This is a genomic window from Enterobacter sp. PTB, from assembly GCF_051130085.1.
Classification (GTDB): Bacteria; Pseudomonadota; Gammaproteobacteria; order Enterobacterales; family Enterobacteriaceae; genus Enterobacter; species Enterobacter ludwigii.
The window spans coordinates 84,687-110,037 of sequence record NZ_JBDKEE010000013.1 but is presented as its reverse complement, the minus strand read 5'-3'; the positions used below and the strand labels follow the sequence as shown (position 1 = coordinate 110,037).

The 25,351-nt window shown below is 57.5% G+C and carries 22 protein-coding genes; 3 read left to right on the top strand and 19 right to left on the bottom strand.

Annotation, left to right across the window (positions count from 1 at the left end; translation table 11 throughout):
- The first annotated feature begins 2 nt into the window (after positions 1–2).
- Positions 3–1,517 carry a tripartite tricarboxylate transporter permease gene (locus AAIR21_RS16840; RefSeq protein ID WP_014170979.1) on the top strand — a complete coding sequence of 505 codons (1,515 nt, stop codon included), beginning with the start codon at positions 3–5 and terminating at the stop codon, positions 1,515–1,517.
- Here AAIR21_RS16840 and menE read toward each other — a convergent pair whose 3' ends face one another.
- The 8 genes from menE to AAIR21_RS16800 all read right to left on the bottom strand — a co-directional run bounded on the left by menE (position 1,518) and on the right by AAIR21_RS16800 (position 9,438).
- Positions 1,518–2,879: an o-succinylbenzoate--CoA ligase gene (menE, locus tag AAIR21_RS16835; RefSeq protein ID WP_183516129.1), complete on the bottom strand. Its 1,362-nt coding sequence runs from the start codon at positions 2,877–2,879 to the stop codon at positions 1,518–1,520. It abuts the gene before it with no gap.
- A complete protein-coding gene (gene menC / locus AAIR21_RS16830; RefSeq protein WP_149376357.1) occupies positions 2,876–3,841 on the bottom strand; it encodes an o-succinylbenzoate synthase in 966 nt (321 codons plus the stop codon). The genes menE and menC overlap by 4 nt, the downstream gene beginning before the upstream one ends.
- Positions 3,841–4,698 carry a 1,4-dihydroxy-2-naphthoyl-CoA synthase gene (gene menB / locus AAIR21_RS16825; RefSeq protein WP_014170982.1) on the bottom strand — a complete coding sequence of 286 codons (858 nt, stop codon included), beginning with the start codon at positions 4,696–4,698 and terminating at the stop codon, positions 3,841–3,843. The genes menC and menB overlap by 1 nt, the downstream gene beginning before the upstream one ends.
- A complete protein-coding gene (menH, locus tag AAIR21_RS16820; RefSeq protein WP_183516128.1) occupies positions 4,695–5,471 on the bottom strand; it encodes a 2-succinyl-6-hydroxy-2,4-cyclohexadiene-1-carboxylate synthase in 777 nt (258 codons plus the stop codon). Before menH ends, menB begins: the two co-directional genes overlap by 4 nt.
- Complete coding sequence (gene menD / locus AAIR21_RS16815; RefSeq protein ID WP_047356567.1) at positions 5,468–7,138, bottom strand: 2-succinyl-5-enolpyruvyl-6-hydroxy-3-cyclohexene-1-carboxylic-acid synthase; 1,671 nt, start codon at positions 7,136–7,138, stop codon at positions 5,468–5,470. Before menD ends, menH begins: the two co-directional genes overlap by 4 nt.
- An 88-nt stretch (positions 7,139–7,226) precedes the next feature.
- Entirely contained in the window at positions 7,227–8,522 is a 1,296-nt protein-coding gene (gene menF, locus AAIR21_RS16810; RefSeq protein ID WP_047356568.1) for an isochorismate synthase MenF, read from the bottom strand.
- 95 nt (positions 8,523–8,617) lie between these two features.
- The gene (gene elaB, locus AAIR21_RS16805; RefSeq protein WP_020883147.1) at positions 8,618–8,923 is read right to left on the bottom strand and encodes a stress response protein ElaB; all 306 of its coding nucleotides are present in this window, start codon (positions 8,921–8,923) and stop codon (positions 8,618–8,620) included.
- 53 nt (positions 8,924–8,976) lie between these two features.
- Positions 8,977–9,438, bottom strand: coding sequence for a GNAT family N-acetyltransferase (locus tag AAIR21_RS16800; RefSeq protein ID WP_014170987.1), 462 nt, complete (start codon positions 9,436–9,438; stop codon positions 8,977–8,979).
- A gap of 70 nt (positions 9,439–9,508) precedes the next feature.
- Between AAIR21_RS16800 and rnz the strand changes: the two genes are divergently transcribed.
- Both rnz and AAIR21_RS16790 read left to right on the top strand, forming a co-directional pair.
- Entirely contained in the window at positions 9,509–10,426 is a 918-nt protein-coding gene (gene rnz / locus AAIR21_RS16795; protein ID WP_020883146.1) for a ribonuclease Z, read from the top strand.
- A 64-nt stretch (positions 10,427–10,490) separates the two neighbouring features.
- On the top strand, positions 10,491–11,495 hold the full coding sequence (locus AAIR21_RS16790) for a chemotaxis protein (RefSeq protein ID WP_014170989.1): 1,005 nt from the start codon (positions 10,491–10,493) through the stop codon (positions 11,493–11,495).
- 102 nt (positions 11,496–11,597) lie between these two features.
- On the opposite strand, the gene nuoN is transcribed toward AAIR21_RS16790, so the two are convergent.
- From nuoN to nuoC, 11 genes are all read right to left on the bottom strand, one after another.
- Positions 11,598–13,055 carry an NADH-quinone oxidoreductase subunit NuoN gene (nuoN, locus tag AAIR21_RS16785; protein WP_183516127.1) on the bottom strand — a complete coding sequence of 486 codons (1,458 nt, stop codon included), beginning with the start codon at positions 13,053–13,055 and terminating at the stop codon, positions 11,598–11,600.
- Between the two features lie 6 nt (positions 13,056–13,061).
- Positions 13,062–14,591 carry an NADH-quinone oxidoreductase subunit M gene (gene nuoM / locus AAIR21_RS16780; protein ID WP_014170991.1) on the bottom strand — a complete coding sequence of 510 codons (1,530 nt, stop codon included), beginning with the start codon at positions 14,589–14,591 and terminating at the stop codon, positions 13,062–13,064.
- Between the two features lie 76 nt (positions 14,592–14,667).
- On the bottom strand, positions 14,668–16,509 hold the full coding sequence (nuoL, locus tag AAIR21_RS16775) for an NADH-quinone oxidoreductase subunit L (protein WP_014170992.1): 1,842 nt from the start codon (positions 16,507–16,509) through the stop codon (positions 14,668–14,670).
- A complete protein-coding gene (gene nuoK / locus AAIR21_RS16770) occupies positions 16,506–16,808 on the bottom strand; it encodes an NADH-quinone oxidoreductase subunit NuoK (RefSeq protein WP_003861496.1) in 303 nt (100 codons plus the stop codon). The genes nuoL and nuoK overlap by 4 nt, the downstream gene beginning before the upstream one ends.
- A complete protein-coding gene (nuoJ, locus tag AAIR21_RS16765) occupies positions 16,805–17,359 on the bottom strand; it encodes an NADH-quinone oxidoreductase subunit J (protein ID WP_014170993.1) in 555 nt (184 codons plus the stop codon). Before nuoJ ends, nuoK begins: the two co-directional genes overlap by 4 nt.
- Before the next feature lie 10 nt (positions 17,360–17,369).
- Positions 17,370–17,912 carry an NADH-quinone oxidoreductase subunit NuoI gene (nuoI, locus tag AAIR21_RS16760; protein ID WP_003861491.1) on the bottom strand — a complete coding sequence of 181 codons (543 nt, stop codon included), beginning with the start codon at positions 17,910–17,912 and terminating at the stop codon, positions 17,370–17,372.
- Between the two features lie 13 nt (positions 17,913–17,925).
- The gene (gene nuoH / locus AAIR21_RS16755; RefSeq protein WP_014170994.1) at positions 17,926–18,903 is read right to left on the bottom strand and encodes an NADH-quinone oxidoreductase subunit NuoH; all 978 of its coding nucleotides are present in this window, start codon (positions 18,901–18,903) and stop codon (positions 17,926–17,928) included.
- Entirely contained in the window at positions 18,900–21,626 is a 2,727-nt protein-coding gene (gene nuoG, locus AAIR21_RS16750) for an NADH-quinone oxidoreductase subunit NuoG (protein ID WP_047356570.1), read from the bottom strand. The genes nuoH and nuoG overlap by 4 nt, the downstream gene beginning before the upstream one ends.
- A gap of 53 nt (positions 21,627–21,679) precedes the next feature.
- A complete protein-coding gene (nuoF, locus tag AAIR21_RS16745; RefSeq protein WP_014170996.1) occupies positions 21,680–23,017 on the bottom strand; it encodes an NADH-quinone oxidoreductase subunit NuoF in 1,338 nt (445 codons plus the stop codon).
- Entirely contained in the window at positions 23,014–23,514 is a 501-nt protein-coding gene (gene nuoE / locus AAIR21_RS16740) for an NADH-quinone oxidoreductase subunit NuoE (protein ID WP_014170998.1), read from the bottom strand. The genes nuoF and nuoE overlap by 4 nt, the downstream gene beginning before the upstream one ends.
- A 2-nt stretch (positions 23,515–23,516) precedes the next feature.
- Positions 23,517–25,319 (bottom strand): NADH-quinone oxidoreductase subunit C/D, encoded by a 1,803-nt coding sequence (nuoC, locus tag AAIR21_RS16735; RefSeq protein ID WP_014170999.1) that lies wholly within the window; start codon positions 25,317–25,319, stop codon positions 23,517–23,519.
- Between the last annotated feature and the right edge of the window lie 32 nt (positions 25,320–25,351).

Below are 25,351 nucleotides of genomic sequence, written 5' to 3'. Positions count from 1 at the left end.
CTATGGATACCTGGATTTATCTCTCGCAGGGGTTCGCCGTGGCGATGACCCCCGAAAACCTGGTGATAGCCCTGATCGGCTGCTTTGTCGGGACCATTGTGGGTCTACTGCCCGGCCTTGGGCCGATTAACGGCGTTGCCATTTTACTCCCGCTGGCGTTTGCCCTGCATCTGCCTGCGGAATCGGCGCTGATCCTGCTGGCGACGGTCTATATCGGCTGTGAATATGGCGGGCGTATTTCCTCCATCCTGCTGAACGTGCCCGGCGATGCGGCGGCCATTATGACCGCGCTGGATGGCTACCCGATGGCACGGCAGGGTCGCGGTGGCGTGGCGCTGTCCATCTCCGCGGTCAGTTCGTTTTGTGGTTCACTGATTGCCATCGGCGGTATCATTCTGTTTGCCCCAGCGCTGGCCCAGTGGTCGCTGGCGTTTGGTCCGGCAGAGTATTTTGCGCTGATGGTCTTTGCCATCGCCTGTCTCGGCAGCATGATGGCGCAGAATCCGCTGAAATCGTTTTTGTCCGCGCTGATTGGCTTAGGGTTAGCCACCGTCGGCGTGGATGCCAACACCGGGGTTTATCGCTTTACCTTTGACAGCGTGCACCTTTCCGACGGCGTGCAGTTTATCGTAGTCGTGATTGGCCTGTTCTCGGTCTCTGAAATTTTATTGATGCTGGAACATACCAGCAGCGGACAGACGCTGGTGCGTAAAACGGGCCGCATGCTTTTCAGTGCCAAAGAGGGCGCACAGTGTATCGGCGCGACGCTGCGTTCGTCGGTGATTGGCTTCTTCGTCGGCATTCTGCCGGGGGCCGGGGCCACCATCGCCAGCGCCATCACTTACATGACCGAGAAAAAGCTCAGCGGCAACAGTGACAGCTTCGGCAAGGGGGACATTCGCGGGGTAGCGGCCCCAGAGGCTGCGAATAACGCCTCGGCCTGCGGTTCGTTTATCCCGATGCTGACCCTTGGCGTGCCGGGCTCGGGCACCACGGCGGTGATGATGGGCGCGCTGACGCTCTATAACATTACGCCTGGACCGGCCATGTTTACCGAGCAGCCGGATATTGTCTGGGGGCTGATTGCAGCGCTGCTGATCGCCAACGTGATGCTGCTGGTCATGAACATTCCGCTGATTGGTCTGTTCACCCGGATGCTGACAATTCCCCTGTGGTTCCTGGTGCCGGCTATTGCGGCCGTCTCTGCGGTGGGGGTGTATGCGGTACACAGCACCACTTTCGATCTGGTGCTGATGGTGCTGCTTGGCGTACTGGGCTACATCCTGCGTAAGATGCACTTCCCGATGTCGCCGCTGATTTTAGGCTTTGTGCTGGGAGAGATGCTGGAGCAGAACCTGCGCCGCGCCTTGTCCATCAGCAACGGCAATATGTCTATTCTGTGGGACAGTAGCGTGACGAAGGTGCTGTTAGCGATGGCCATCCTGGTGATTGTGGTTCCACCGGTATTGCGTCTGCTGCGTCGCCGCCAGCGCAAACCGGCACCGGATATCGGTTGATTATCCTTTCAACAGACGGGTGACCCACTGTTTTAATGCCTGGCGGGAGATCTTAATCCCGCCATTTTTAAGCTCTGCCGGCAGCATCAGCCAGTGCACCGGCTGCTCAAAGCGCGCCAGTTTACCCTGTACCCATGCTGGGAAGCCGGTGATATCGGTTCCCGGTTCACACTCCACCACCGCCACCGGACGCTGACCGAACTCGGCGTCATCGAGTGGGACGATAAACGCCTGGTTTATCTGCGGATGGCGGGCAATAACCCGCTCAAGGCTTTCCGGCTGGATCCCTTCGCCCCCGCTGAAAAAGAGGTTGTCCATTCGGCCAAGGATCGTCAGGCGCCCGTCATGCCATTCCCCGCGATCGCGGGTGGCAAACCAGCCCTGTGCATTGGTCAGCGGAATCAATGCACCGTCCCGCCAGTAACCTGCGGCCATACTTTGCGCTTTGATCCACACTTCACCGTCAACCACCCGCACCTCTCTGCCCGGCAGCGCAGCGCCGACGTCCGGTTCACCGTCCGCCTCTTTGGCACAAACCGTTGAGGCAAACTCCGTCAGACCGTAGCCACAGAAAGTGCGGATCCCCCGCTGGCTCGCCTGCTGAGTCAGATCAACGGGGATCGCGGCCCCGCCAAGCAGTACGGCTTTCAGCGCGACAGGCTGGTGTGCATTAAGCAGACGCCAGAGCTGCGTCGGTACCAGTGAGGCATGCGTACAGCCCTGCAGGGCCTGCACCAGCGGCTGCTTCTCGCGGACGGTTAAGCGCGCGCCTGCCTGCAGCCAGCGCCACAAAATCCCCTGCCCGGAGACATGAAACAGCGGCAGGGAGAGCAGCCAGTCGTCTTCATCGCCGTAGGGCATCAGCGAAAGCACGCCGCGCGCACTGGCAAGATGGGCGGCACAGGTATGGACCGCCGCCTTGGGTAAACCGGTTGAACCGGATGTCAGCGTCATGGAAGCCAGCCGCGACGGTTGCCACGCCACGCGACACCCGCCCGGCGCCTCGCGCATGCTGAGCGCGACCAGCCCGTCGTAGACGCCGCCCAGCACCAGGGCAAAGCGCAGCGTCATCTGCGGGAGCAACACGTCCAGCAACGGGTGCGGCAGCTGCGGGTTAACGGGAAGAATACGTGCCCCGCACTGAAGCAATGCCAGCCACGCCATCAGGGTTTGCGGGTGGTTATGCGCCAGCAGCAGTACGCCGTCGCCCTCCTGCACACCCTGCAGCTGAAAGCCCGCGGCCAGTCTGTCGATGCGCGCACACAGCTGTTGCCAGCTGAGCGTCTCATCGTTCAGCCTCAGGGCCGGTTTATCAGCATACTGCGCGCACCAGTGTCGCCACGGCCAGTCGGTAAAACTCATAGCAATGGCTCCAGCCCCTCAACGTCAAGGAGCGGCAGCGTGCTGTCTGGCCACGGGCGGATAAGCTGATTTTGCATCAGGTTCAGCGTATCGAGACCGGGGACAGTGTCTGGCGTTAACCAGGCGGCAATGCGCGCCAGTTGGGTTAGCCCCAGGCTGGACTCAATCGAAGAGCTAATGACCGCCGTCAGCCCGGCGGCATGGGCCGCCGCGACCTGCTCGCGTACCTTAGCAAGGCTGCCGGTCAACGTCGGTTTAATGACCACCGCGCGGACACCCGGTTCGGCGACAAACGCAAAGCCGTCTTCACGCAGGCTTTCATCCCACGCGATGGCAATGCCGGTTTCACGGGCAAACGCCCGGGAATCGTCGCGAGTTTTACACGGCTCTTCCAGAAACGCGATACGACTGCGGTACGCCGGGTTTACGTACTTCGCGAACTGCTGCGCCTTCAGCGGCGTCCAGGCGCGGTTAGCATCCAGACGCAGATGCAGGTCGGGCAATGCTTCCAGTAAGAGGTTAGCGACCATTCCATCGCGCACCGCTTCATAGAGACCGACTTTGATTTTCGCCACTTTCTCGCCCGGCATGGCGGCGAGCAGCGCAAACAGTTCATCCGGATCGCCCGTACAGAGCGGTGCCGCGCGGTAATTAGCCTCTGCAGGCAAGCTACCGTCCAGCTCCGCCAGCGCGCAGCTAATACCAAAAGCCGCGGAAGGCACCTCCGGCAACGCCGGGTTCGCGCCCTCACGCCACTCACTGGCCCACGCCAGCAATACCGCCTGCGCGTCCTCCAGCGATTCAAGGCTAAAGCCCGGCAGCGGCGAAATCTCGCCCCAGCCTTCCTGCTCGCCCTGCTGCAGATGCACCAGCATGCCATCACGGGTTTTTAACCGCCGTTCACGCAGCACCACGCCCGCGTCCATCGGTATCTGCCAGCGGTAAACCTGCGCGCGACGCATTACGGATTCCGTTTATATTTGCTGAAGTCAGGCTGGCGTTTTTCGTTAAAGGCGTTGCGACCTTCCTGCCCTTCTTCGGTCATGTAGAACAGCATGGTGGCGTTACCTGCCAGCTCCTGCAGACCTGCCTGACCGTCACAGTCGGCATTCAGGGCCGCTTTCAGGCAGCGCAGCGCCATTGGGCTGTTTTGCAGCATTTCACGACACCAGCGCACGGTCTCTTTCTCGAGGTCGGCAATTGGCACCACGGTGTTCACCAGACCCATATCCAGCGCTTCCTGAGCAGTGTACTGACGGCACAGGAACCAGATTTCGCGGGCTTTTTTCTGACCGACAATGCGAGCCATGTAGGAAGCCCCCCAGCCACCATCGAACGACCCCACTTTCGGGCCCGTCTGGCCAAAGATGGCGTTCTCTGCGGCAATGGTCAGGTCACACATCATGTGAAGCACATGGCCGCCGCCGATGGAGTAGCCTGCCACCATCGCCACCACCGGTTTTGGACAGGTGCGGATCTGGCGCTGGAAATCGAGCACGTTCAGGTGGTGAACGCCAGAGTCATCCTGGTATCCGCCGTAATCGCCGCGCACTTTCTGATCGCCACCGGCACAGAACGCTTTTTCACCTTCGCCGGTCAGGACGATAACACCGATGTTGTCGTCATAGCGCGCGTCTGCCAGCGCCTGAATCATCTCTTTGACGGTCAGCGGACGGAACGCGTTACGCACCTGCGGGCGGTTGATGGTGATTTTGGCAATGCCGTCTGCGGATTTGTGGTAACGAATGTCGGAGTAACCTTCGGAGCAGTCTTGCCATTCAACCGGCGCATAGAGCATGTGTTCATCAGGATAGATCATAGAGAGTCCTTTATTCGAAGACGCAGTATCTGAGCCAGACTCGAAGCAACCGCAGCGGGGTTTTCCCGGTGGGCGTTGTGTCCGGCATGGGGAATCGCATGGCGTACGGCGTGCAGTTCAGCCGCAAGGGCTTTGAACTTCTCATCACGTTCACCATATAAATAATCAAAAGCGACGTTGCAGGCGCTCAGTGCCGGACGTAAATCAGGCTGCATGGCCAGCGAGGTGGCCTCGAGCATCATCGCCAGAGTCGCGCCATTGTTCTGGCTACGCAGGCGAATAAGCGCCTGCCGCTGAACGTCCGTCAGGGAAGCAAATACAGGTTGTCGGTACCAGTCGGTGAAAACCACGTCGAGCGATTCGGTGCGAAAGCGCCGCGCCCAGCGGCGATCGGATGCCAGCCGCGCACTCCGCTCACCGGCATCCTGTAGCCCGGGATGGCCGCCTTCCACAATAATGCCCTTCAGCCCCTCTGGCTGCTGGCAGGCATGGAACATCGCAATGCGGCCGCCGAGGGAGTACCCCACCAGCCAGAAATTCAGTATGTTGTAACTAAGCAGGGTTCGGGTCAGCAAATCGCTCATCTCCTCGAACCCGGTCACGCCAGTATTGCCGGAATCACCGTGCCCCGGCAGGTCGAGATACAGCTGCGGGTAATCGCTCAGCGCCGCCCCGACCGTCTGCCACTCACGGCAATCCCCGGAAAAACCGTGCAAAAAGACCAGCCAGGGATAACCTGGCTTTCCAGCCTGCTGCACGCCCGCGAGGATCACAGGTGGCTTACCTGGGCCAGCAGGCTTTGCAGTTTCTGCGCGCCGTCAGCATCGTTCACCACCAGCTCGATCAGCGTCGCACCGGGCTGTCGCCAGGCGCTGCTGAGGGCCGCATCAAGCGCCTCCCAGCTTTCCGGGCGATGGTATTTCAGGCTGAACATTGCCGCGGCGTGTTCAAACTGCACGTTCTGGGGCATCAGATAGAAACGCTCACGTTCGCTCTGCGGGGTGGGCAGCAGGGAGAAAATCTGTCCACCGTTGTTGTTAACCACAATCAGCACAAACGGTGCCGAAACCTGACGCAGCAGCGCCAGGGCATTGAGGTCGTACAGCGCGGAGAGATCGCCAACGATCGCCAGCGTAGACTTCGCGCTGGCACGCTGTACGCCCGCCGCCGTGGAGATCAACCCGTCAATGCCGCTGGCCCCCCGGTTACTGTAGACCGGGTAACCGGCTGGCAGCTTTGAAAAGGCATCTATCAGGCGAACCACCAGACTGTTGCCGACAAACAGCTGCCCCTGCTCGGGCAGATACTGACGAATACGGTGTGCCAGCCCGGCCTCACTGAACGTTTCGCAGCTCGCCTGGGTTAACGCCCAGGCCTGTTCCGAAAGCGCCGGGATCGCAACGGCCCAGGGCTTGCGTTTTTCAGCCGGATGGAGCGCAAGCCAGGCGTCAATCTCACTGACCAGACGACGACCACGATGGTGTGCCGGGTCGAGCCGCCCGTCCAGCGAGTCCACCAGCCAGTACTCTTCTGGATCACAGGTAGCCTGCCACTGCAGTAACCGTTTACCGGTCAGGCTTGAGCCGAGCTGGACAATAATCTGCGCCTGCGCAAGCTCGGTGACCGCCTTCGCATTCCCCAGCCAGAGATCGGCACACGGCAGCGGCTGACCGGTCTGGGAAAGTACGTCGCCAATCAGCGGCCAGCCAAGGGTTTGCGCCCATTCCGCAACCAGCTTGCCTTGCGCGGCGCTCATGCGCCCGGCAACCACCACGCCACGTTTCTGCCGCCAGAAGAACCAGTCACGTTGTCTGGCGCTTTCAGGATGCGGTTGTGCACGCAGCCACGGCTTTTCACTTTGCCACCACTCACCCAGGGTGCGCTGCCATTCAAGACCGGTGTCATCCATTTCGCCATACAGCGGTTCGGCAAACGGACAGTTAATATGCAGCGCCCCGCTGCGCAGTGTCCCGATGGCATGATCGATTGTCGAGACCAGCCAGCTTGCCGGAATATCCTGAGTAGGACGCGGTAACGCGATTGCCTGTGAAGGATGCGAGGCAAAGATGCCCGGCTGACGAATGGCTTGGTTGGCGCCACAGTCGATAAGCTCGGGGGGACGATCCGCGGTCAGCAGGATCAGTTTCTCCCCGGTTAATCCGGCTTCGATCAGCGCCGGATAGAGGTTTGCCACCGCTGTACCGGAGGTCACAATCACCGCCACAGGCTCGTTGCTGACTTTCGCCAGCCCCAGCGCCAGATGGCCAAGCCCGCGTTCATCAAAATGAGTGTGGTGAATAAATGCCCGGTTTTCAGCGGCCGCCAGCGTCAGCGGGGTTGAACGAGAACCCGGTGCAATACACACGTGCCTGACACCATGGCGAGTCAGGGCTTCAAGGATCACCGCCGCCCAGCGTCGGTTAAAAGAACTTACTGACATGAGATTGTCCGGTATCAAGAATGCGACACAGTATAAATAATAGAAAAAATTGGAATTTTGATATGAATCGGGATTGCGCGAATCAGTCTTAATCCCTTAGGAGCAGAGAGCGCAGTCCGGCCGCTTTGTTTTCTATCTCCTGCCACTCCTGCTCCGGGTCAGAGCCGCTGACAATTCCCGCCCCGGCGTACAGCCGCAGGGCGTCTTCGTAAACACGGGCAGAACGCAACGCCACGCAGAATTCGCTTTGTTCAGGGGATAAATACCCGGCAGAACCGGCGTACCACTCGCGGTCGAACGGCTCGTTGTGGCGGATAAAGTCGCGCGCCGCCTGACGCGGCAGACCGGCGACGGCCGCCGTGGGCTGCAGAACATGCAGGCATTGTGCATCGTCAGCGTGTTTGAGCTCGGTCCAGATACAGCGACGCAGATGCTGTACTTTACGCAGCCGTACAACCTGGGCGGGCAGCACCTCCAGCGTCTGGGTATGGTGCTGGAGCCGCTGGCAAATATCTTCCACTACCAGCATATTTTCACGCTGATTTTTGTCGTCGTTCATCAGCCAGTCGCCCAGCCGTTCGGCCTGTTTATCATCGGTATGGCTGGCGACGGTGCCTGCCAGCGCTTCCGTGCGCAGCAGCTTGCCGCGTCTGCGCCACAGGCGCTCGGGGGTCGAGCCGAGAAACGCGTTGCTGGCATCGAATACCATGCAGAAATGGTAGCAGTTCAGGTTCAGGGCGCGGCTGGCAGCCATCAGTGCGACAGGGTTAACAGAGTGCTTAAACTGCAGGTCGGTTGCCCGGGCGAGCACCACCTTTTCAAAATCACCGCGAGCGATGGTCTGGGTTGCCTTGCGGATAAGGCGCAGCCATTCGGGTTGTTCCGGATGATGCTTTTCCTGCACAACCTCAACGGACAGTGGACGAATGGGTCTCGCCTCACCGAGTTGCTGGAGAAAATCCAGCGCGGCGCGGGCATCATCGTGAAGTGAACTGTCGCTCCACAGCTGCAGGCGTAACGTGGCCTGTCCGGCGGTACGTCGCCACAGCAGACGCGGTAAAAACAGACTGCCCTGCTCGGGATTAAACGCATTCAGGCCGCAGATACGCGTGTCGCGGGCCGCATCATGCGCCTGCAAAAACTGTGAGGCAAATGCCAGAGAGGAGAAATGCGCGACGGCACCAAGCGCAGCAAGTTCTTCATCACCGTTACGCTGTTGCCAGTAAAACTGAGGATAGCAATGCTGAACGCCCAGCCAGGCCAGGGGATCGAAGGCGTCGTTTAACGGGAAAGAGACGTCGAAGTGATGTAAACCGGGTGCAGTGGGTAACGCTTGCGTAAGCTGGCTACGCAGATGCTCCAGCGCGGTGGAAATCGAATTCACGCGAACCTCTCCCTGTTAAAACCGCATATTATACGGGGTACTGACCATAAATAGCAGTACCCACGTATAGGGAGTGGTTAACCGTATAAGGAACGTTAACGGCGGGCTAAAAGCAGCCCCAGCACCAGTCCGACAGCTGCCCCTACCCCGATGCCTTGCCATGGTTTTTCATGGACGTAATCATCGGCACGGTATACCGCCTTTTTCGCGCGGTAATAGTAATTGTCCGAAGCATGGCTGACGCGATTTTTAACATCATCCAGCGCTTTTTCGGCACGGGCTTTCAGCTCAATATATTTCTGATCGGCAGGGTCGCCCGACGAACGTAACACCTCTTCCAGCGTTTCGCTCAGCAAGGCCAGGTCGTCATCGATACGGGTATCCCAGGATTGAAATGACATATTTTTCTCCATGTTAGTACACCAGTCCGCTAACTATAGCCAACGACTCGCCATTACGCCTGTTTCGCTTCCCGCGCCATGCCGATGTGTGGAATACCGTCCTCATCGTACACGTCCGTCACGGGGGTAAACCCAAAATGCCCGTAAAACGGTTGCAGGTGCGCCTGCGCGCCCAGATATAATGCCTTGTCCGGCCACTGTTTTTGGCACGCTTCCAGCGTTTTTTCCATCAGCTGATAGCCCAGTTTTTCACCACGCGCGTTGCCGCTGATAATCACGCGACCAATCACGACAGGCTCAAAATCGTCTTCGCTTTTCAGAATCCTCGCATACGCCACCAGCGCGTTGTCCCGCCAGCCAAGAATATGGCGATTCTCGCCAATAAGATCATCGCCATCGATATCCTGATACGGGCAGGTTTGTTCAACAACAAACACTTCGCAGCGCAGTTTGAGCAGCGCGTAAAGTGACGTTACCGTGAGCTCACTATGGTGTAAATCTTGCCACTGGATCATGTCAGTCTCCTTCCTGGGTTCATCACGTTATACTAAACCCCTCCCCGTTCGGCAAAGGGCTGATTACGTTATGGAACTGATTTTTCTCGGTACGTCCGCTGGAGTGCCAACCCGATCACGAAATGTGACCGCGATTCTGCTGGATTTGCAGCACCCGACGCGGGGTGGATTATGGCTTTTTGACTGCGGTGAAGGGACGCAGCATCAGCTGTTACATACCCCGTATCATCCCGGCAAACTGGATAACATTTTCATTACCCATCTGCATGGCGACCATCTGTTTGGCCTGCCTGGCCTGCTGTGCAGCCGCTCAATGGCGGGCAATGCCAACCCGCTGACGATTTACGGGCCTGCGGGTATTCGGGAATTTGTCGACACCACGCTGCGCCTGAGCGGCTCATGGACAGATTATCCCCTGGAGGTGGTGGAGATAACCACTGGTCTGGTGCTGGATGACGGGGTTTATCGGGTGACAGCCCAACCCCTGAGCCATCCTGTAGAGTGCTATGGTTATCGCATTGAGGAGCAGGATAAACCCGGTGCGCTCAATGCGTCGGCATTACTGGCCGACGGAATCAAACCCGGGCCGCTGTTCCAGCGCCTGAAGCAGGGCGAAACCGTGACGCTGGAAGACGGGCGCATCATCAACGGGCAGGATTATCTCGCCGCCCCGCAGCCCGGGAAAAAACTGGCGATTCTTGGCGACACAGCCCCGTGCCCGGCGGCGTTGCTGCTGGCGCAGGGTGTGGATCTCATGGTGCATGAAGCCACCCTGGAGGCGGCGATGGAAGAGAAAGCCAACAGCCGGGGCCATAGCTCTACGCACCAGGCGGCGCAGCTTGCGCGTGACGCGGGCGTCGGGAAACTGATCGTCACCCATGTCAGCTCGCGCTACGACGCCCGGGGCTGTCAACGCCTGCTGGCAGAGTGCCGTGAACGGTTCCAGGAATGTGAGCTGGCCGAAGATTTCGCTAAGGTCAGCGTTTAGTCCTTCATTTTTCTCTCAGAGTGCCGATAACGATTAAAAGGTCAGCATTTCTCTCGAGGGTAGAATGGATAATTTCCAGAAAGATATTGATGACAGGGCGAATCTCACCCTGTCGAACCGTTTTGAACTGTTGCTGTTCCGTCTTGGCACCTCTCTGAACGCAAATAAATCCGAGCTGTTTGGCATTAACGTCTTTAAGCTGCGTGAAATTGTGCCGATGCCAGAGTTCACGAAACCCGCCGGGATGAAATCACCGCTGATGGGCATGGTGAATATTCGCGATCAGGTTATCCCGGTGATCGACCTGGCCGCCGTGGCGGGCTGTAAGCCAACCACCGGGCTGAACATCCTGCTGATCACGGAATATGCCCGCAGCGTGCAGGCTTTTGCGGTGGAATCCGTTGAGAACATCATGCGTCTTGACTGGAAGCAGGTGCACGCGGCGGAAACTGCCGTCAGCGGGCGGTACATCACCAGTATCGCCTGTCTGGATGAGAAGACCGATACCAATGAGCTGGCGATGGTGCTCGACGTTGAGCAGATCCTGTATGACATCACCCCGGCCAACCACGACCTGCATGCCACGGATCTGAAGACCACGAAATTCCACATCAAGCCCGGTGCCGTCGCGATTGTCGCCGAAGACTCTAAAGTGGCACGCTCGATGCTGGAAAAAGGTCTGCAGGCGATGGAGATCCCGGCGCAGCTGCATATCACCGGCAAAGACGCGTGGGAGAAAATTAGCGTGCTGGCGGCACAGGCTCAGGCTGAAGGTGTGCCGATTACCGATAAGATTGCACTGGTGCTGACCGACCTGGAAATGCCGGAGATGGACGGCTTTACCCTGACGCGTAAAATCAAAACCGACCCACTGTTGAAAGATATTCCGGTGGTGATCCACTCTTCCCTCTCCGGCAATGCTAACGAAGATCATATTCGCAAGGTGAAAGCCGACGGTTACGTGGCAAAGTTTGAACTCAATGAACTGTCGTCAGTCATTGAAGAAGTCCTGGATCGGTCAATGAAGAAGATTGACGGTCCGCTGATTAGCCGTAAACAGCTGGCTTAACTTTCAGCAGGCTCACGCCTTCCCGACAGGGCAAGGCCGCAAGCCAACAAAAAACCCGCCGAGGCGGGTTTTTTTATTCACTGCGGTCAAACAGCAACGTGATTACATCAGCGGCATCGCGTGCTGCACGATGGTGATCAGCGGCTGTGGATAGATACCGAAGATCAGTACCAGCAGCGCGGAGATCAGTACCACGATACCACCGGCGCTGTACTGCCAGTTACGCGGCGCATCGCGGTTCAGTTGCTGAGGTGCACTCAGATACAGACTCACGGCCACACGCAGGTAGTAGTAGAGACCGATTGCAGAGCCGATAACCACGCCCGCCGTCAGCCACCACAGGTGTGCCTGCACACCCACTGCCAGCACGTAGAACTTACCGATAAAGCCCAGCGTCATCGGAATACCCGCCAGAGAGAGCATCATTACGGTCATAACGGCGGACAGAATCGGACGGTGCCAGAACAGACCACGGTAGGAGAACAGGGAATCTGCATCCGGACCACGGTACGGGCTGGACATCAGGCTCACCACGCCGAACGCGCCGAGGCTGCTGAACAGGTAACCGGCCAGGTAAACACCGACGGTCTCCATCGACATCTCACCGCTCTGCAACGCAATCAGTGCCACCATCAGGTAGCCCAGATGGGAGATAGATGAGTAGCCCAGCAGACGTTTAATATTGGTCTGGCTCAGCGCCATCAGGTTACCGAAGATGATGGAAGCAAACGCAATGATGCCCAGCACCACGCGAACCGCTTCGCTGTCACCCACCGGCGCATACAGGAACAGACGCATCACCACCCCGAAGATAGCGATTTTGCTCGCCGTCGCCAGGAAGGTTGAGACTGGAGCAGGCGCGCCCTGGTAGACGTCTGGCGTCCACAGGTGGAACGGAACCAGAGAGAGCTTAAAGCCAAGGCCAACAATCATCATGCCCAGACCCGCCAGCAGCAGCGGTTCGTGCAGCATACCGTCGCCGAGGCTCTTGCCGAGCGACATGAAAGAGAGGTTTCCGGACTGTGCGTACAGCAGCGCGATACCAAACAGCAGGAAAGACGACGCGGCAGCAGACAGAATGGTGTACTTGATGCTCGCTTCCAGAGAACGTTTCTGACGGAAAGCGTAACCAATCAGACCGAACAGCGGCAGAGAGATAAGCTCAATACCGAGGAACAGCGCAGCCAGATGGTTCGCATTCGCCAGCAGAATACCGCCCAACGCGGCAATCAGTACCAGCAGGTAAAACTCTTCTTTGTTGTCGTTGTAGCCTTCCAGCCATGGGTACGCAAACGTACAGGTTGCCAGGCTCGCCAGCAGAACCAGACCCGAGTACAGCATGGCATAGCCGTCAACGCGCATCAGTGGAGTGACGTCCATCGCCCCGCCCTGGCCAACAAACCAGAGAGAGACCAATGCGGCGTTCAGACCGATGACCGACAGCGTGGCATTCAGGAAGTGATTGCGTCGCCACGCAATGGAGAGCATCACAACCACCACCGTCAATCCGACGATCAGCAGCGGTAGCAGCGCGATCAGTTGTTGTGGAGTTATTGTCATGGCGAATTACGGCCTTGTAGTAGAAGCAGAATTAACAAACCACTGCTGGATATTCCCCATCGCGGAGTGCGAGGTATCCAGAATTGGCTGCGGGAAGAAGCCCAACAGCACCAGCAGTACGACCAGCAGCAGGATGATGAACAGCTCACGCAGCGACATCCCCGGCAGTTCTTTTGCAGCAATTTCGCTCTTCGCTTTACCGAAGTAAGCGCGGTGCAGCATCGCCAGCGAGTAAACGGAAGCGAACACCAGACCAAAGGTGGAGATCACGGTAATGACCGGCACCACTTTGAAGCTGCCGAACAGAATCATAAATTCGCCGACGAAGTTACCGGTGCCTGGCATACCCAGCGTGGCCACCGCGAAGAACATAGAGAGCGCTGGCAGCCATTTAATTTTGCTCCACAGACCGCCCATCATACGCATGTCACGGGTGTGAAGACGTTCGTACAGCTGACCACACAGGATGAAGAGACCGGCTGCGGACAGACCGTGCGCAATCATCTGGATAACCGCCCCCTGGTAAGCCAGCTGGCTGCCGGTGTAGATGGCAATCAGTACAAAGCCCATGTGGGAAACGGAGGTGTACGCAATCAGACGTTTAATGTCGTACTGCGTGAAGGCCATCCAGGCACCGTAGAAGATACCGATCACACCAAGCCACATCGCAATTGGCGCGAACTCAGCGGACGCATTCGGGAATAGCGGCAGAGCGAAACGCAGCAGACCGTAGGCCGCGGTTTTCAGCAAGATCCCCGCCAGGTCAACGGAACCCGCCGTTGGCGCCTGTGAGTGCGCGTCTGGCAGCCAGCCGTGCAGGGGAACCACCGGCATTTTCACCGCGAAGGCAATGAAGAAGCCCAGCATCAGCAGGTATTCCACACCGTGAGACATCGGGGTCTTCAGCAGGTCTTCATAGTTGAAGGTCCAGATACCGGTCGCCGTGTGGTGAACAAACACCAGCGCCAGAATCGCAATCAACATTACCAGACCGCTCGCCTGGGTATAGATGAAGAACTTGGTTGCCGCCGTGATACGCGTTTTACCGTCGGACGCCTTATGGCCCCATAGCGCGATCAGGAAGTACATCGGCACCAGCATCATCTCCCAGAAGAAGAAGAACAGGAACATGTCGATGGCAAGGAATACGCCGATAACGCCGCCCAGGATCCACATCAGGTTCAGGTGGAAGAAGCCCTGGTATTTTTCAATTTCTCGCCAGGAGCAGAGTACCGCCAGAACGCCGAGCAGACCCGTCAGCACCACCATCAGCAGCGACAGACCGTCGATAGCCAGGTGAATGGTTATCCCAAAACGCGGGATCCACGGCAGAATAAATTCAGACTGCCACTGCGGAATCCCCGCAGACTGCGTCAGAGAGTAGCCACCCTGCAACCACAGTTGCAGACCAAGCGCGAGCGTCAATCCCATGGTGATCAGCGCGATCCAGCGCGGCATCTTCACGCCAAAGCGTTCAGTCTGCCAGCACAGGAAGCCGCCGATGAAGGGAATTAATATTAGCCAGGGTAGTAACATGGCGATTTACATTCCTTTTTAAGGCCCCCAGCAGGGGCCTGATTTTCAACGAATTCGAATAAAATTCACTTAACGATCAACGCAACACCATCAGCAGCGCCAGCACGACAACCGCACCGATGCTCATGGACGCCACATACCAGCGCAGGTAACCGTTCTCGCTGAACAGCAGGCCTTTACCTGCAAAGCGGGAAAGGATCGCCGGGATATTCATCAGGGAGTTCAGCGGATCGCGTTTCAGCAGCCACGCAATGCCCAGGAACGGCTTGACGAAGATCATGTCGTACAGCCAGTCGAAGCCCCACGCGTTGTACCACCAGGTCCCCAGCAGGCGGCCTGGCGCACTGTTGGCAACGGCAGTCACCAGCGTACGTTTGCCCAGCCACAGCCATGCTGCGATCAGGATGCCCGCGATAGCGACCACACCCGAGGTGATTTCAAGCGTCAGAACGCGACCGTGCTCAAGCTCGGTGGTGTCCGGCAGTACGCCCTGCAGCGGTGGCACAATCAGTGCGCCAACGAAGGTGGAGAGTACCAGCAGCACAATCAGCGGCAGGTGATGAGTAATCCCCTTCCCTGCGTGAGCGTGAATTTGTTCTTTACCGTGGAATACGATGAAAATCATACGGAAGGTATACAGGGAGGTCATGAACGCACCGACCAGACCCGCAACCATCAGATTGATATGACCATTCGCCATGGCACCGGCAAGGATTTCGTCCTTACTGAAGAAGCCCGCGGTAATCAGCGGCAGTGCCGCCAGCGCCGCGCCGCCCACCAGGAAGCAGACATAAACCAGCGGAATGGACTTACGCAGTCCGCCCATCTTGAAGATATTCTGCTCGTGGTGGCAGGCCAGAATCACGGAACCGGATGAGAGGAACAGCAGGGCTTTAAAGAACGCGTGCGTCATCAGGTGGAAAATGGCTGCGTCCCATGCCTGAACACCCAGTGCCAGGAACATATAACCAATCTGGCTCATGGTGGAGTACGCGAGAACGCGTTTGATGTCGGTTTGAACCAGCGCGGCAAAGCCTGCCAGCACCAGCGTTACCGCACCAACGATACCCACCAGATGCAGAATTTCCGGCGTCATCAGGAACAGACCATGCGTACGCGCAATCAGGTAGACCCCAGCGGTAACCATGGTTGCGGCGTGGATCAGCGCGGAGACAGGCGTTGGACCTGCCATCGCGTCGGCCAGCCATGTCTGCAACGGCAGCTGCGCGGATTTACCCACGGCACCACCCAGCAGCATCAGCGTTGCCCACCACAGCATGTCATTGCCGGCAGCGAAGTGCGCTGGCGCCAGTTCCACCATTTCGCGGAAATTCAGCGTACCCAGTTCGTTGTAGAGAATGAACAGCGCGAAGGCGAGGAAGACGTCACCCACACGGGTCACGACAAACGCTTTCATGGCCGCTGCGCCATTCTTCGGATCGGTATAGTAGAAGCCGATCAGCAGATAAGAACAGAGACCCACGCCTTCCCAGCCGAGATACATCAACAGCAGGTTATCGGCCAGCACCAGAACAACCATGCTCGCGATAAACAGGTTGGTGTAGGCGAAGAAGCGGGAGTAACCCTCTTCACCGCGCATATACCAGGAGGCAAACATGTGGATCAGGAAGCCCACGCCGGTCACCACGGAGAGCATGGTCAGAGAGAGACCATCCAGCACCAGGTTGAAACCGATGTTGAAATCACCGACCGACATCCAGGTCCACAGCGGTACGCTGAAGGCCTGACGCCCGTTATTAAAGAAGTCGATACCCGCATACGCTGTCACCAGCGCAGCCAGACCCACAGAGCCCATGCCGACGGTGGCGGACAGATTCTCAGACCAGCGGCCACGAGAAAACGCCAGCAGCACGAAGCCAATCAGCGGAAAAATAATGGTTAAGGCAAGCATGTTCATCCACGCAACTCACTTACTGAATCGATGTTCAGGTTCTGGCGGCGACGATGGAGCTGCAGTAGCAGCGCCAGGCCAATACTCGCTTCGGCAGCCGCGAGGCTGATGGCGAGAATGTACATCACCTGACCATCGGTCTGGCCCCAGTAGCTTCCGGCGACCACGAAGGCCAGCGCGGAGGCGTTAATCATGATTTCCAGACCGATCAGCATAAACAGCAGATTGCGGCGGATAACCAGACCGGTTAAGCCCAGAACGAATAAAATCGCAGCGAGGATCAGTCCATGTGTTAAGGGGATCATGCGCGTTCCTCCGTTTTTCTTTTCGCGCGGTCGTCAGTGCGGTTGCTCAGCAACTCACCAGCACGCTCTTCGCGGCCAACGTGGAAGGCAACAACCAGGCCCGCCAGCAGCAGCATAGAGGCCAGTTCAACCGCCAGGACGTATGGGCCAAACAGCGTAATACCCACCTCTTTAGCGCCGATTGGCGTGCCGTCGATGCCCTGATCATTCACACCCAGAATGGCGTAAACAATGACCACCAGCATGATGGCCGACAGGATCGCCGGGCCAATCCAGACCTGCGGTTTTAACCACTGACGTTCCTGCTCAATTTCAGAGCCGCCCAGGTTCAGCATCATCACCACGAAGACGAACAGCACCATGATGGCCCCGGCGTAGACGATGATCTCCAGCGCACCAGCAAAGTGCGCACCCAGCGCAAAGAACACCCCGGAAATAGCCAGCAGCGAGATAATTAAGTACAGCAGCGCATGCACCGGATTGGTGTGCGTAATCACTCGCAGCGTAGCCAGGATGGCGATAAGGCCACAGATATAAAAAGCGAATTCCATTGCCCTCTCCTTACGGTAACAGGCTCTTGACGTCGATAGGCTTAGCTTCGTTCTCTGCTTCGCCCTTATCTTTGCCGTCGATTGCCATACCCGCCATCCGGTAGAAGTTATATTCCGGGTATTTGCCCGGACCGGAAATCAGCAGATCCTCTTTCTCGTACACCAGGTCCTGACGCTTATACTCACCCAGTTCGAAGTCCGGGGTCAGCTGAATCGCCGTGGTTGGGCACGCTTCTTCACACAGACCGCAGAAAATGCAGCGTGAGAAGTTGATGCGGAAGAACTCAGGATACCAGCGGCCATCTACCGTCTCTGCTTTCTGCAGAGAGATACAGCCCACCGGACACGCTACCGCACACAGGTTACAGGCAACGCAGCGCTCTGAACCGTCCGGATCGCGCGTCAGCACGATACGGCCACGGTAGCGCGGCGGCAGATATACCGGCTCTTCCGGGTACATCCGGGTTTCGCGTTTGGCAAACGCGTGCAGGCCGATCATCCAGATACTGCGTACCTGAGTGCCGAAACCTACCAATAATTCTTTTAAGGTCATGGTCTATAGCCCCTTATGGCTGCTGCCAGAGAATGACAGCCGCCGTTACCAGCAAGTTGATGAGCGTAAGCGGCAGGCACACTTTCCAGCCGAAGGACATTACCTGGTCATAACGCGGACGCGGTAACGCTGCGCGAATCAAAATGAACATCATCATGAAGAACGCGGTTTTCAGCGCGAACCAGATGAACGGCGGTAAGAACGGGCCATGCCAGCCACCAAAGAACAGCGTTACCATCAACGCGGAAATGGTGACAATACCGATGTACTCGCCCACGAAGAACAGACCGAATTTCATACCGGAATATTCGATGTGGTAACCGTCGGCCAGTTCCTGTTCGGCTTCTGGCTGGTCAAACGGGTGACGGTGACACACCGCCACGCCCGCGATAGCAAAGGTAATAAAACCAAAGAACTGCGGGATAACGTTCCAGATGTCAGCCTGGTTGTTGACGATGTCGGTCATGTTGAATGAACCGGCTTGCGCCACCACACCCATCAGGGAAAGCCCCAGGAATACTTCGTAGCTCAGCGTCTGCGCAGAAGCACGCATCGCACCCAGCAGGGAGTATTTGTTGTTACTGGACCAGCCCGCGAACAGCACCGCATACACGGCGAGGCCTGCCATCATCAGGAAGAACAGAATGCCGATGTTCAGGTCAGCCACCACCCAGGTCGGGCTGACAGGAACAATCGCGAACGCCAGCAGCAGCGAGGTAAAGGCGATCATCGGTGCCAGAGTAAAGATCACGCGGTCAGAGAAGCGCGGGATCCAGTCCTCTTTAAAGAACATCTTGATCATGTCCGCTACCAGCTGGAGTGAACCACCCCAGCCCACGCGGTTCGGTCCGTAACGGTTCTGGAACAGACCGAGCAGACGACGTTCACCAAAGCTCATGAACGCGCCGCAGGTGACGACCACCAGCAGGATAACTATCGCTTTCAGAATGCTCAGCAGGATGTCGATAAGATCCGGCGTTAACCAACTCATGCTTTTGCCTCCTGCAGATTATCAAGACGCGCACCCGCCAGTACCGGCGCGATGCCAGGCATACCCATCGGCAGACCCACCTGCCCTGCTGTCAGACTTTCAGAGATAATCAGCGGCAAGCTGATTGTCTGGCCATCATAGCTAAAGGCGATGTTCGCACCCGCGTTAACGCCAAGCTTCGCGGCATCTGCCGGGTTAAGCTTGATGTACGGTTGCGGCATGCGGCTCTGGAATACCGGAGAACGCTGGGACAATTCGTCACTGCCGAACAGATGGTAGTACGGCGCAATACGCCAGTTCCCTTCCTGCGCCTGGAAGCTCGCCGGCACGGTGGTGAAGAAGTCCAGACCGGTGTTTGAAGCTTCAATCAGACGCACGCCCGGGTCACCGTGGCGCAGAGAGCCGCCCACTTCAGCCTGGAATTTGTTCCATGCCTGCGGGGAGTTCCAGCCTGGTGCCCATGCGAACGGAACCTGAGAGCGCGGTGCAGACGGCTGGTTGTTCCCTTCCATTGAGAAGGCAAACATCGTGTCTTTATCCTGCGGCTGACGAGGTTCGTGAACGCTGATGTTGGCACGCATCGCGGTACGACCGCTGTAACGGTGCGGTTCACGCGCCAGTTTCTGGCCACGAATACGGAAGCTTGCGTCAGGAGCCGCATCTTTGATGCCAGCCAGCTGAGGCAGTTTTTCCACGACCGCGTCGATAACATGGTCGAGCTGCGTCCAGTCCACTTCACGGCTCTGAACGGTGCTGTGCAGAGAGTGCAGCCAGCGCCAGCTTTCCAGCATTATGGTGTTGCTGTCGTAGTACGCCGGGTCATACACCTGGAAGAAACGCTGTGCGCGGCCTTCGTTGTTGATAACCGTACCGTCGCTTTCCGCGAAGCTTGCCGCAGAGAGCACCAGGTGCGCTTTGTCCATGATCGCAGTGCGCTGATGGTCAATTACCATCACCAGCGGCGCTTTGGAGAGCGCTGCGTCAACGCGTGCGGCAGAAGCATGGCGATGCAGGTCGTTTTCCAGCACCACAACGGCGTCAGCAGCACCGGATTCCAGTTCGCTTAACGCAGCTTCCAGAGAGCCACCGCCAATCATTCCCAGACCAATGCTGTTCACCGCACGGGCAATCATGGTCACGCCAACGTCTGCACCACGGCCTTTCAGCGCTTTAGCCACGTTCGCGGCAGCCTGAATGATCTCCGCGCTACCGGCGTTAGTCCCGGAAACAATCAGGGGTTTCTTCGCACCCGCCAGGGCCTGAACAATCACATCAACTTTGTTCTGCAGGTCGCGATCGAGACCTTCAACGGCCGGAGAATTGCTGTCCAGCGCATGAGCAATCGCAAAGCCAAGACGGGCCTGGTCTTCAACCGGCGCGCAGTAGGTCCACGCCGCGATATCGTCCAGACGCGTGTTGTCGACGTTGGTCACAAACAGAGGATGCTTCGCACGCTGACCGATATTGAGGATTGCCGCAATCTGCCAGTCAGCCACTTTTTGAGCCGCCGCCATTTCACGAGCTTTACCTTTGACAGCCTGACGAACCGCCAGGGCAGCGCGAGCGCCGGTCTGCGTCAAATCTTCACCCAGCACCAGAACCGCATCATAAGATTCAATTTCACGCAGCGCTGGGGTATGAATACCGCCTTCACGCAGCACTTTCAGTACCAGCTGCAGACGTTCCTGCTCGCCCTGAGCGATACCGGTGTAGAAGTTTTCCGGCCCAACCAGCTCACGCAGCGCGAAGTTACTTTCGATGCTGGCGCGCGGGGAGCCGATACCGATCACTTTCTTCGACTGGCGCAGAATATCTGCCGCGCCCTGCATCGCCTGTTCAGCGTTCAGGGTGATGAAGTCATCACCACGGCGTTGAACGGGCTGACGTGGACGGTCTTTCAGGTTCACGTAGCCGTAGCCGAAACGACCGCGGTCGCACAGGAAGTAATGGTTAACGGTACCGTTATAACGGTTTTCAATACGACGCAGTTCGCCATAGCGCTCACCCGGGCTGGTGTTACAGCCCAGCGAACACTGCTGGCAGATGCTTGGTGCAAACTGCATGTCCCACTTACGGTTGTAACGCTCGGAGTGGGTTTTATCGGTGAAGACGCCGGTTGGACAAATCTCGACCAGGTTACCGGAGAATTCGCTTTCCAGCGTACCGTCTTCCGGACGACCGAAGTAGACGTTGTCATGCGCGCCATACACGCCCAGATCTTGTCCGTCTGCGTAATCTTTGTAGTAACGCACGCAGCGGTAGCAGGCGATGCAGCGGTTCATTTCGTGAGAGATGAACGGCCCCAGATCCTGGTTGCGGTGGGTACGTTTGGTAAAGCGATAGCGACGGAAGCTGTGACCGGTCATTACGGTCATATCCTGAAGGTGGCAGTTACCGCCCTCTTCACAGACCGGGCAATCGTGCGGGTGGTTGGTCATCAACCATTCCACAACGCTTTCACGGAACTGTTTGGCTTCTTCGTCATCAATCGAAATAAAAGTGCCTTCGGTGGCTGGCGTCATACAGGACATCACCAGGCGACCACGCGTGTCTTCCGCGTTTTGATATTGCTTCACCGCACACTGGCGGCAAGCACCGACGCTGCCCAGCGCCGGATGCCAGCAAAAATACGGAATATCAAGGCCGAGTGACAGACAAGCTTCCAGCAGGTTGTCCGCCCCGTTGACCTCATACTCTTTGCCGTCTACATGAATCGTAGCCATTAGCATGCTTCCAGTTGGCTCAGTCGTAACTGAGCGTTAATCAAAATTCTGTTTTACCAGCGCGCTTTCAGCAGGTTCGGCTGAATCCCATTGATGGCATGGGTATTGCTGAACGGCTGCTTGATGCCTGCTTCGAATTCGTCGCGGAAATATTTAATCGCGCTCTGCAGTGGCTCAACGGCGCCTGGTGCGTGGGCACAGAAGGTTTTCCCTGGACCCAGGAATCGACACAGTTGCTCAAGTGTCTCGATATCGCCAGGCTGGCCTTCGCCACGTTCGATAGCACGCAGGATCTTCACGCTCCACGGCAGACCATCACGGCACGGTGTACACCAGCCGCAGGACTCGCGGGCAAAGAACTCTTCGAGGTTACGCACCAGCGATACCATGCCGATCTCGTGGTCGACGGCCATCGCCAGCGCCGTACCCAGACGGCTGCCTGCTTTACCAATGCTTTCGAATTCCATCGGCAGATCAAGATGGGCCTCGGTCAGGAAGTCGGTCCCTGCACCGCCTGGCTGCCAGGCTTTGAATTTCAGGCCATCACGCATGCCGCCAGCGTAGTCTTCAAGAATTTCACGTGCGGTGGTGCCAAACGGCAGTTCCCAGACGCCAGGGTTCTTCACACGACCGGAGAAGCCCATCAGCTTGGTACCGGCATCTTTACTGTTCGAGATGCCCTGATACCACTCCACGCCATTGGCGAGGATTGCCGGGACGTTACACAGGGTTTCGACGTTGTTTACACAGGTCGGTTTACCCCAGACGCCAGAGCTTGCCGGGAACGGTGGCTTGGAACGTGGGTTCGCACGGCGGCCTTCAAGGGAGTTAATCAGTGCGGTCTCTTCACCACAGATATAACGCCCTGCCCCGGTGTGCACGAACAGCTCGAAGTCAAAACCGGTGCCAAGGATGTTTTTACCCAGCAGGCCCGCTTCAGTGGCTTCGGCAATCGCGCGACGCAGGTTTTCAGCCGCTTCGATGTATTCACCGCGCAGGAAGATGTAACCCCGGTACGCTTTCAGCGCGAACGCGGAGATCAGCATGCCTTCCACCAGCAGGTGCGGCAGCTGTTCCATCAGCAGGCGGTCTTTATAGGTGCCCGGCTCCATTTCATCAGCGTTACACAGCAGGTAACGGATGTTCATAGATTCGTCTTTTGGCATCAGGCTCCACTTCAGACCGGTGGAAAAGCCTGCGCCGCCGCGCCCTTTCAGGCCAGCGTCTTTGACCGCACTGACAATGTCGTCCGGCGCCATGCCGCCCAGGGCTTTACGCGCACCGGCATAGCCGTTTTTGCTCTGGTATTCGTCGAGCCATACCGGCTGTTTGTCATCACGCAGACGCCAGGTCAGTGGATGAGTTTCAGCAGTACGAATTACAGTTTTCATTTGTACTGCTCCAGCAGGTCAGGAATGGCTTCCGGCGTCAGATAACTGTGAGTATCCTCATCAATCATCATGGTCGGCCCCTTGTCGCAGTTCCCCAGGCAGCAGGTTGGCAGCAGCGTAAAGCGGCCATCGAACGTGGTCTGGCCTGGCTTGATATTGAGCTTTTTCTCAATCGCTGCCTGAATGCCCTGATAACCGGTAATGTGACAAACCACGCTGTCACAGTAGCGGATCACATGGCGACCCACCGGCTGACGGAAGATCTGGCTGTAGAACGTGGCTACGCCTTCTACGTCACTTGCCGGAATGCCCAGCACTTTTGCGATCTCATAGATCGCCCCATCCGGCACCCAACCACGCTGTTTCTGTACGATTTTCAGCGCTTCAATGGACGCCGCACGCGGGTCTTCGTAGTGGTGCATCTCGTGCTCAATAGCGGCACGTTCTGCTTCACTCAGCTCAAAAGCCTCGGTTTGTGGTTGTTGATTCTCGTGCATAATTAGCGGTCCACATCTGACATAACAAAATCGATACTACCCAGATACACAATCAGGTCGGAGACCAGACTGCCGCGGATGGCGGACGGGATCTGCTGCAGGTGCGCAAAGCTTGGTGTACGCACGCGGGTACGGTAGCTCATGGTGCTGCCGTCACTGGTCAGGTAGTAACTGTTAATACCCTTGGTCGCTTCAATCATCTGGAAGGATTCTTGCGCCGGCATGACCGGACCCCAGGAAACCTGCAGGAAGTGGGTGATCAGGGTTTCGATATGTTGCAGCGTGCGCTCTTTCGGCGGCGGCGTCGTCAGCGGGTGATCCGCCTTGAACGGGCCTTCCGGCATGTTGTTGAGGCACTGCTCAAGGATGCGCAGACTCTGGCGCAACTCTTCAACTTTCAGCATCACGCGGGTGTAGCAGTCGGAAACACCGCCGCCAACCGGGACTTCGAAGTCGAAGTTTTCATAGCCAGAGTAAGGACGGGCTTTACGCACGTCGAAATCAATACCGGTTGCGCGCAGACCCGCACCTGTCGTACCCCACTCCAGCGCTTCTTTCGCACCGTAGGCTGCAACGCCCTGGGAACGGCCTTTCAGGATGGTGTTACGCAGTGCGGCTTTCTCGTAAGAAGCCAGACGTTTTGGCATCCAGTCGAGGAATTCACGCAGCAGACGCTCCCAGCCGCGCGGCAGATCGTGTGCCACACCGCCGATACGGAACCAGGCCGGGTGCATACGGAAACCGGTGATGGCTTCTACCAGATCGTAGATTTTCTGACGATCAGTAAAGGCAAAGAAGACCGGGGTCATCGCGCCAACGTCCTGAATGAACGTGGAGATATACAGCAGGTGGCTGTTGATACGGAACAGTTCGGAGAGCATCACGCGGATGACGTTAACGCGATCCGGTACGGTGATACCTGCCAGTTTCTCAACGGCCAGCACGTAAGGCATTTCGTTTACGCAACCGCCGAGGTACTCGATACGGTCGGTATACGGAATGTAGCTGTGCCAGGACTGACGCTCGCCCATCTTCTCAGCACCACGGTGGTGGTAACCGATGTCCGGTACGCAGTCGACAATCTCTTCGCCATCAAGCTGAAGAATAATACGGAAAGCACCGTGCGCAGAGGGGTGGTTTGGACCGAGGTTGAGGAACATGAAGTCCTCGTTTTCCGTCCCGCGTTTCATGCCCCAGTCTTCCGGCTTGAAGGTCAGCGCTTCCATCTCCAGATCCTGCTTGGCTTTCGTCAGCTCAAACGGGTCGAATTCAGTCGCACGTGCCGGATAGTCTTTACGCAGCGGGTGGCCGGTCCACGTCTGCGGCATCATGATGCGCGTCAGATGCGGGTGGCCGTCGAAGGTCATCCCGAACATTTCCCAGGTTTCACGCTCATACCAGTTAGCGTTCGGGAAAAGTTTAGTGATCGTCGGCAGATGCATGTCGTTTTCAGACAATGCCACCTTGAGCATGATATCCGTATTACGGTCTATTGAGATCAGGTGGTAGAAAACGGAAAAATCCGCAGCAGGGAGACCCTGGCGGTGCGTACGCAGACGTTCATCCATGCCGTGTAAGTCAAACAGCATGACGTAAGGTTTTGGCAATTTCTTGAGGAAATCGACCACTTCCAGTAATTGCTCACGCTTCACCCAAACAACGGGTACCCCGGTGCGGGTCGCCTGAACAGTAAAGGCATCCGGCCCAAAACGGTTGCGCAGTTCGCCAATGACAGGATCATCCAGATGATCCCGTGTTTGCCAGGCGGCTTCTTGCGCGGTTAAGTCGGTCATATTGTTCACCATTGCAAATGGTCCGTGGTGACTGTAGGGCGTGG

Coding starts and splice junctions, on each gene's coding strand:
- menC (WP_149376357.1), bottom strand. CDS start 3,841: ATGCGTCGCGCGCAGGTTTACCGCTGGCAGATACCGATGGACGCGGGC.
- nuoE (WP_014170998.1), bottom strand. CDS start 23,514: ATGCACGAGAATCAACAACCACAAACCGAGGCTTTTGAGCTGAGTGAA.
- nuoC (WP_014170999.1), bottom strand. CDS start 25,319: ATGGTGAACAATATGACCGACTTAACCGCGCAAGAAGCCGCCTGGCAA.
- nuoI (WP_003861491.1), bottom strand. CDS start 17,912: ATGACCTTAAAAGAATTATTGGTAGGTTTCGGCACTCAGGTACGCAGT.
- nuoJ (WP_014170993.1), bottom strand. CDS start 17,359: ATGGAATTCGCTTTTTATATCTGTGGCCTTATCGCCATCCTGGCTACG.
- nuoL (WP_014170992.1), bottom strand. CDS start 16,509: ATGAACATGCTTGCCTTAACCATTATTTTTCCGCTGATTGGCTTCGTG.
- nuoM (WP_014170991.1), bottom strand. CDS start 14,591: ATGTTACTACCCTGGCTAATATTAATTCCCTTCATCGGCGGCTTCCTG.
- AAIR21_RS16790 (WP_014170989.1), top strand. CDS start 10,491: ATGGATAATTTCCAGAAAGATATTGATGACAGGGCGAATCTCACCCTG.
- menD (WP_047356567.1), bottom strand. CDS start 7,138: ATGTCAGTAAGTTCTTTTAACCGACGCTGGGCGGCGGTGATCCTTGAA.
- menB (WP_014170982.1), bottom strand. CDS start 4,698: ATGATCTATCCTGATGAACACATGCTCTATGCGCCGGTTGAATGGCAA.
- nuoF (WP_014170996.1), bottom strand. CDS start 23,017: ATGAAAACTGTAATTCGTACTGCTGAAACTCATCCACTGACCTGGCGT.
- nuoK (WP_003861496.1), bottom strand. CDS start 16,808: ATGATCCCCTTAACACATGGACTGATCCTCGCTGCGATTTTATTCGTT.
- nuoH (WP_014170994.1), bottom strand. CDS start 18,903: ATGAGTTGGTTAACGCCGGATCTTATCGACATCCTGCTGAGCATTCTG.
- menE (WP_183516129.1), bottom strand. CDS start 2,879: ATGAGTTTTACCGACTGGCCGTGGCGACACTGGTGCGCGCAGTATGCT.
- nuoG (WP_047356570.1), bottom strand. CDS start 21,626: ATGGCTACGATTCATGTAGACGGCAAAGAGTATGAGGTCAACGGGGCG.
- AAIR21_RS16840 (WP_014170979.1), top strand. CDS start 3: ATGGATACCTGGATTTATCTCTCGCAGGGGTTCGCCGTGGCGATGACC.
- rnz (WP_020883146.1), top strand. CDS start 9,509: ATGGAACTGATTTTTCTCGGTACGTCCGCTGGAGTGCCAACCCGATCA.
- nuoN (WP_183516127.1), bottom strand. CDS start 13,055: ATGACAATAACTCCACAACAACTGATCGCGCTGCTACCGCTGCTGATC.
- elaB (WP_020883147.1), bottom strand. CDS start 8,923: ATGTCATTTCAATCCTGGGATACCCGTATCGATGACGACCTGGCCTTG.
- AAIR21_RS16800 (WP_014170987.1), bottom strand. CDS start 9,438: ATGATCCAGTGGCAAGATTTACACCATAGTGAGCTCACGGTAACGTCA.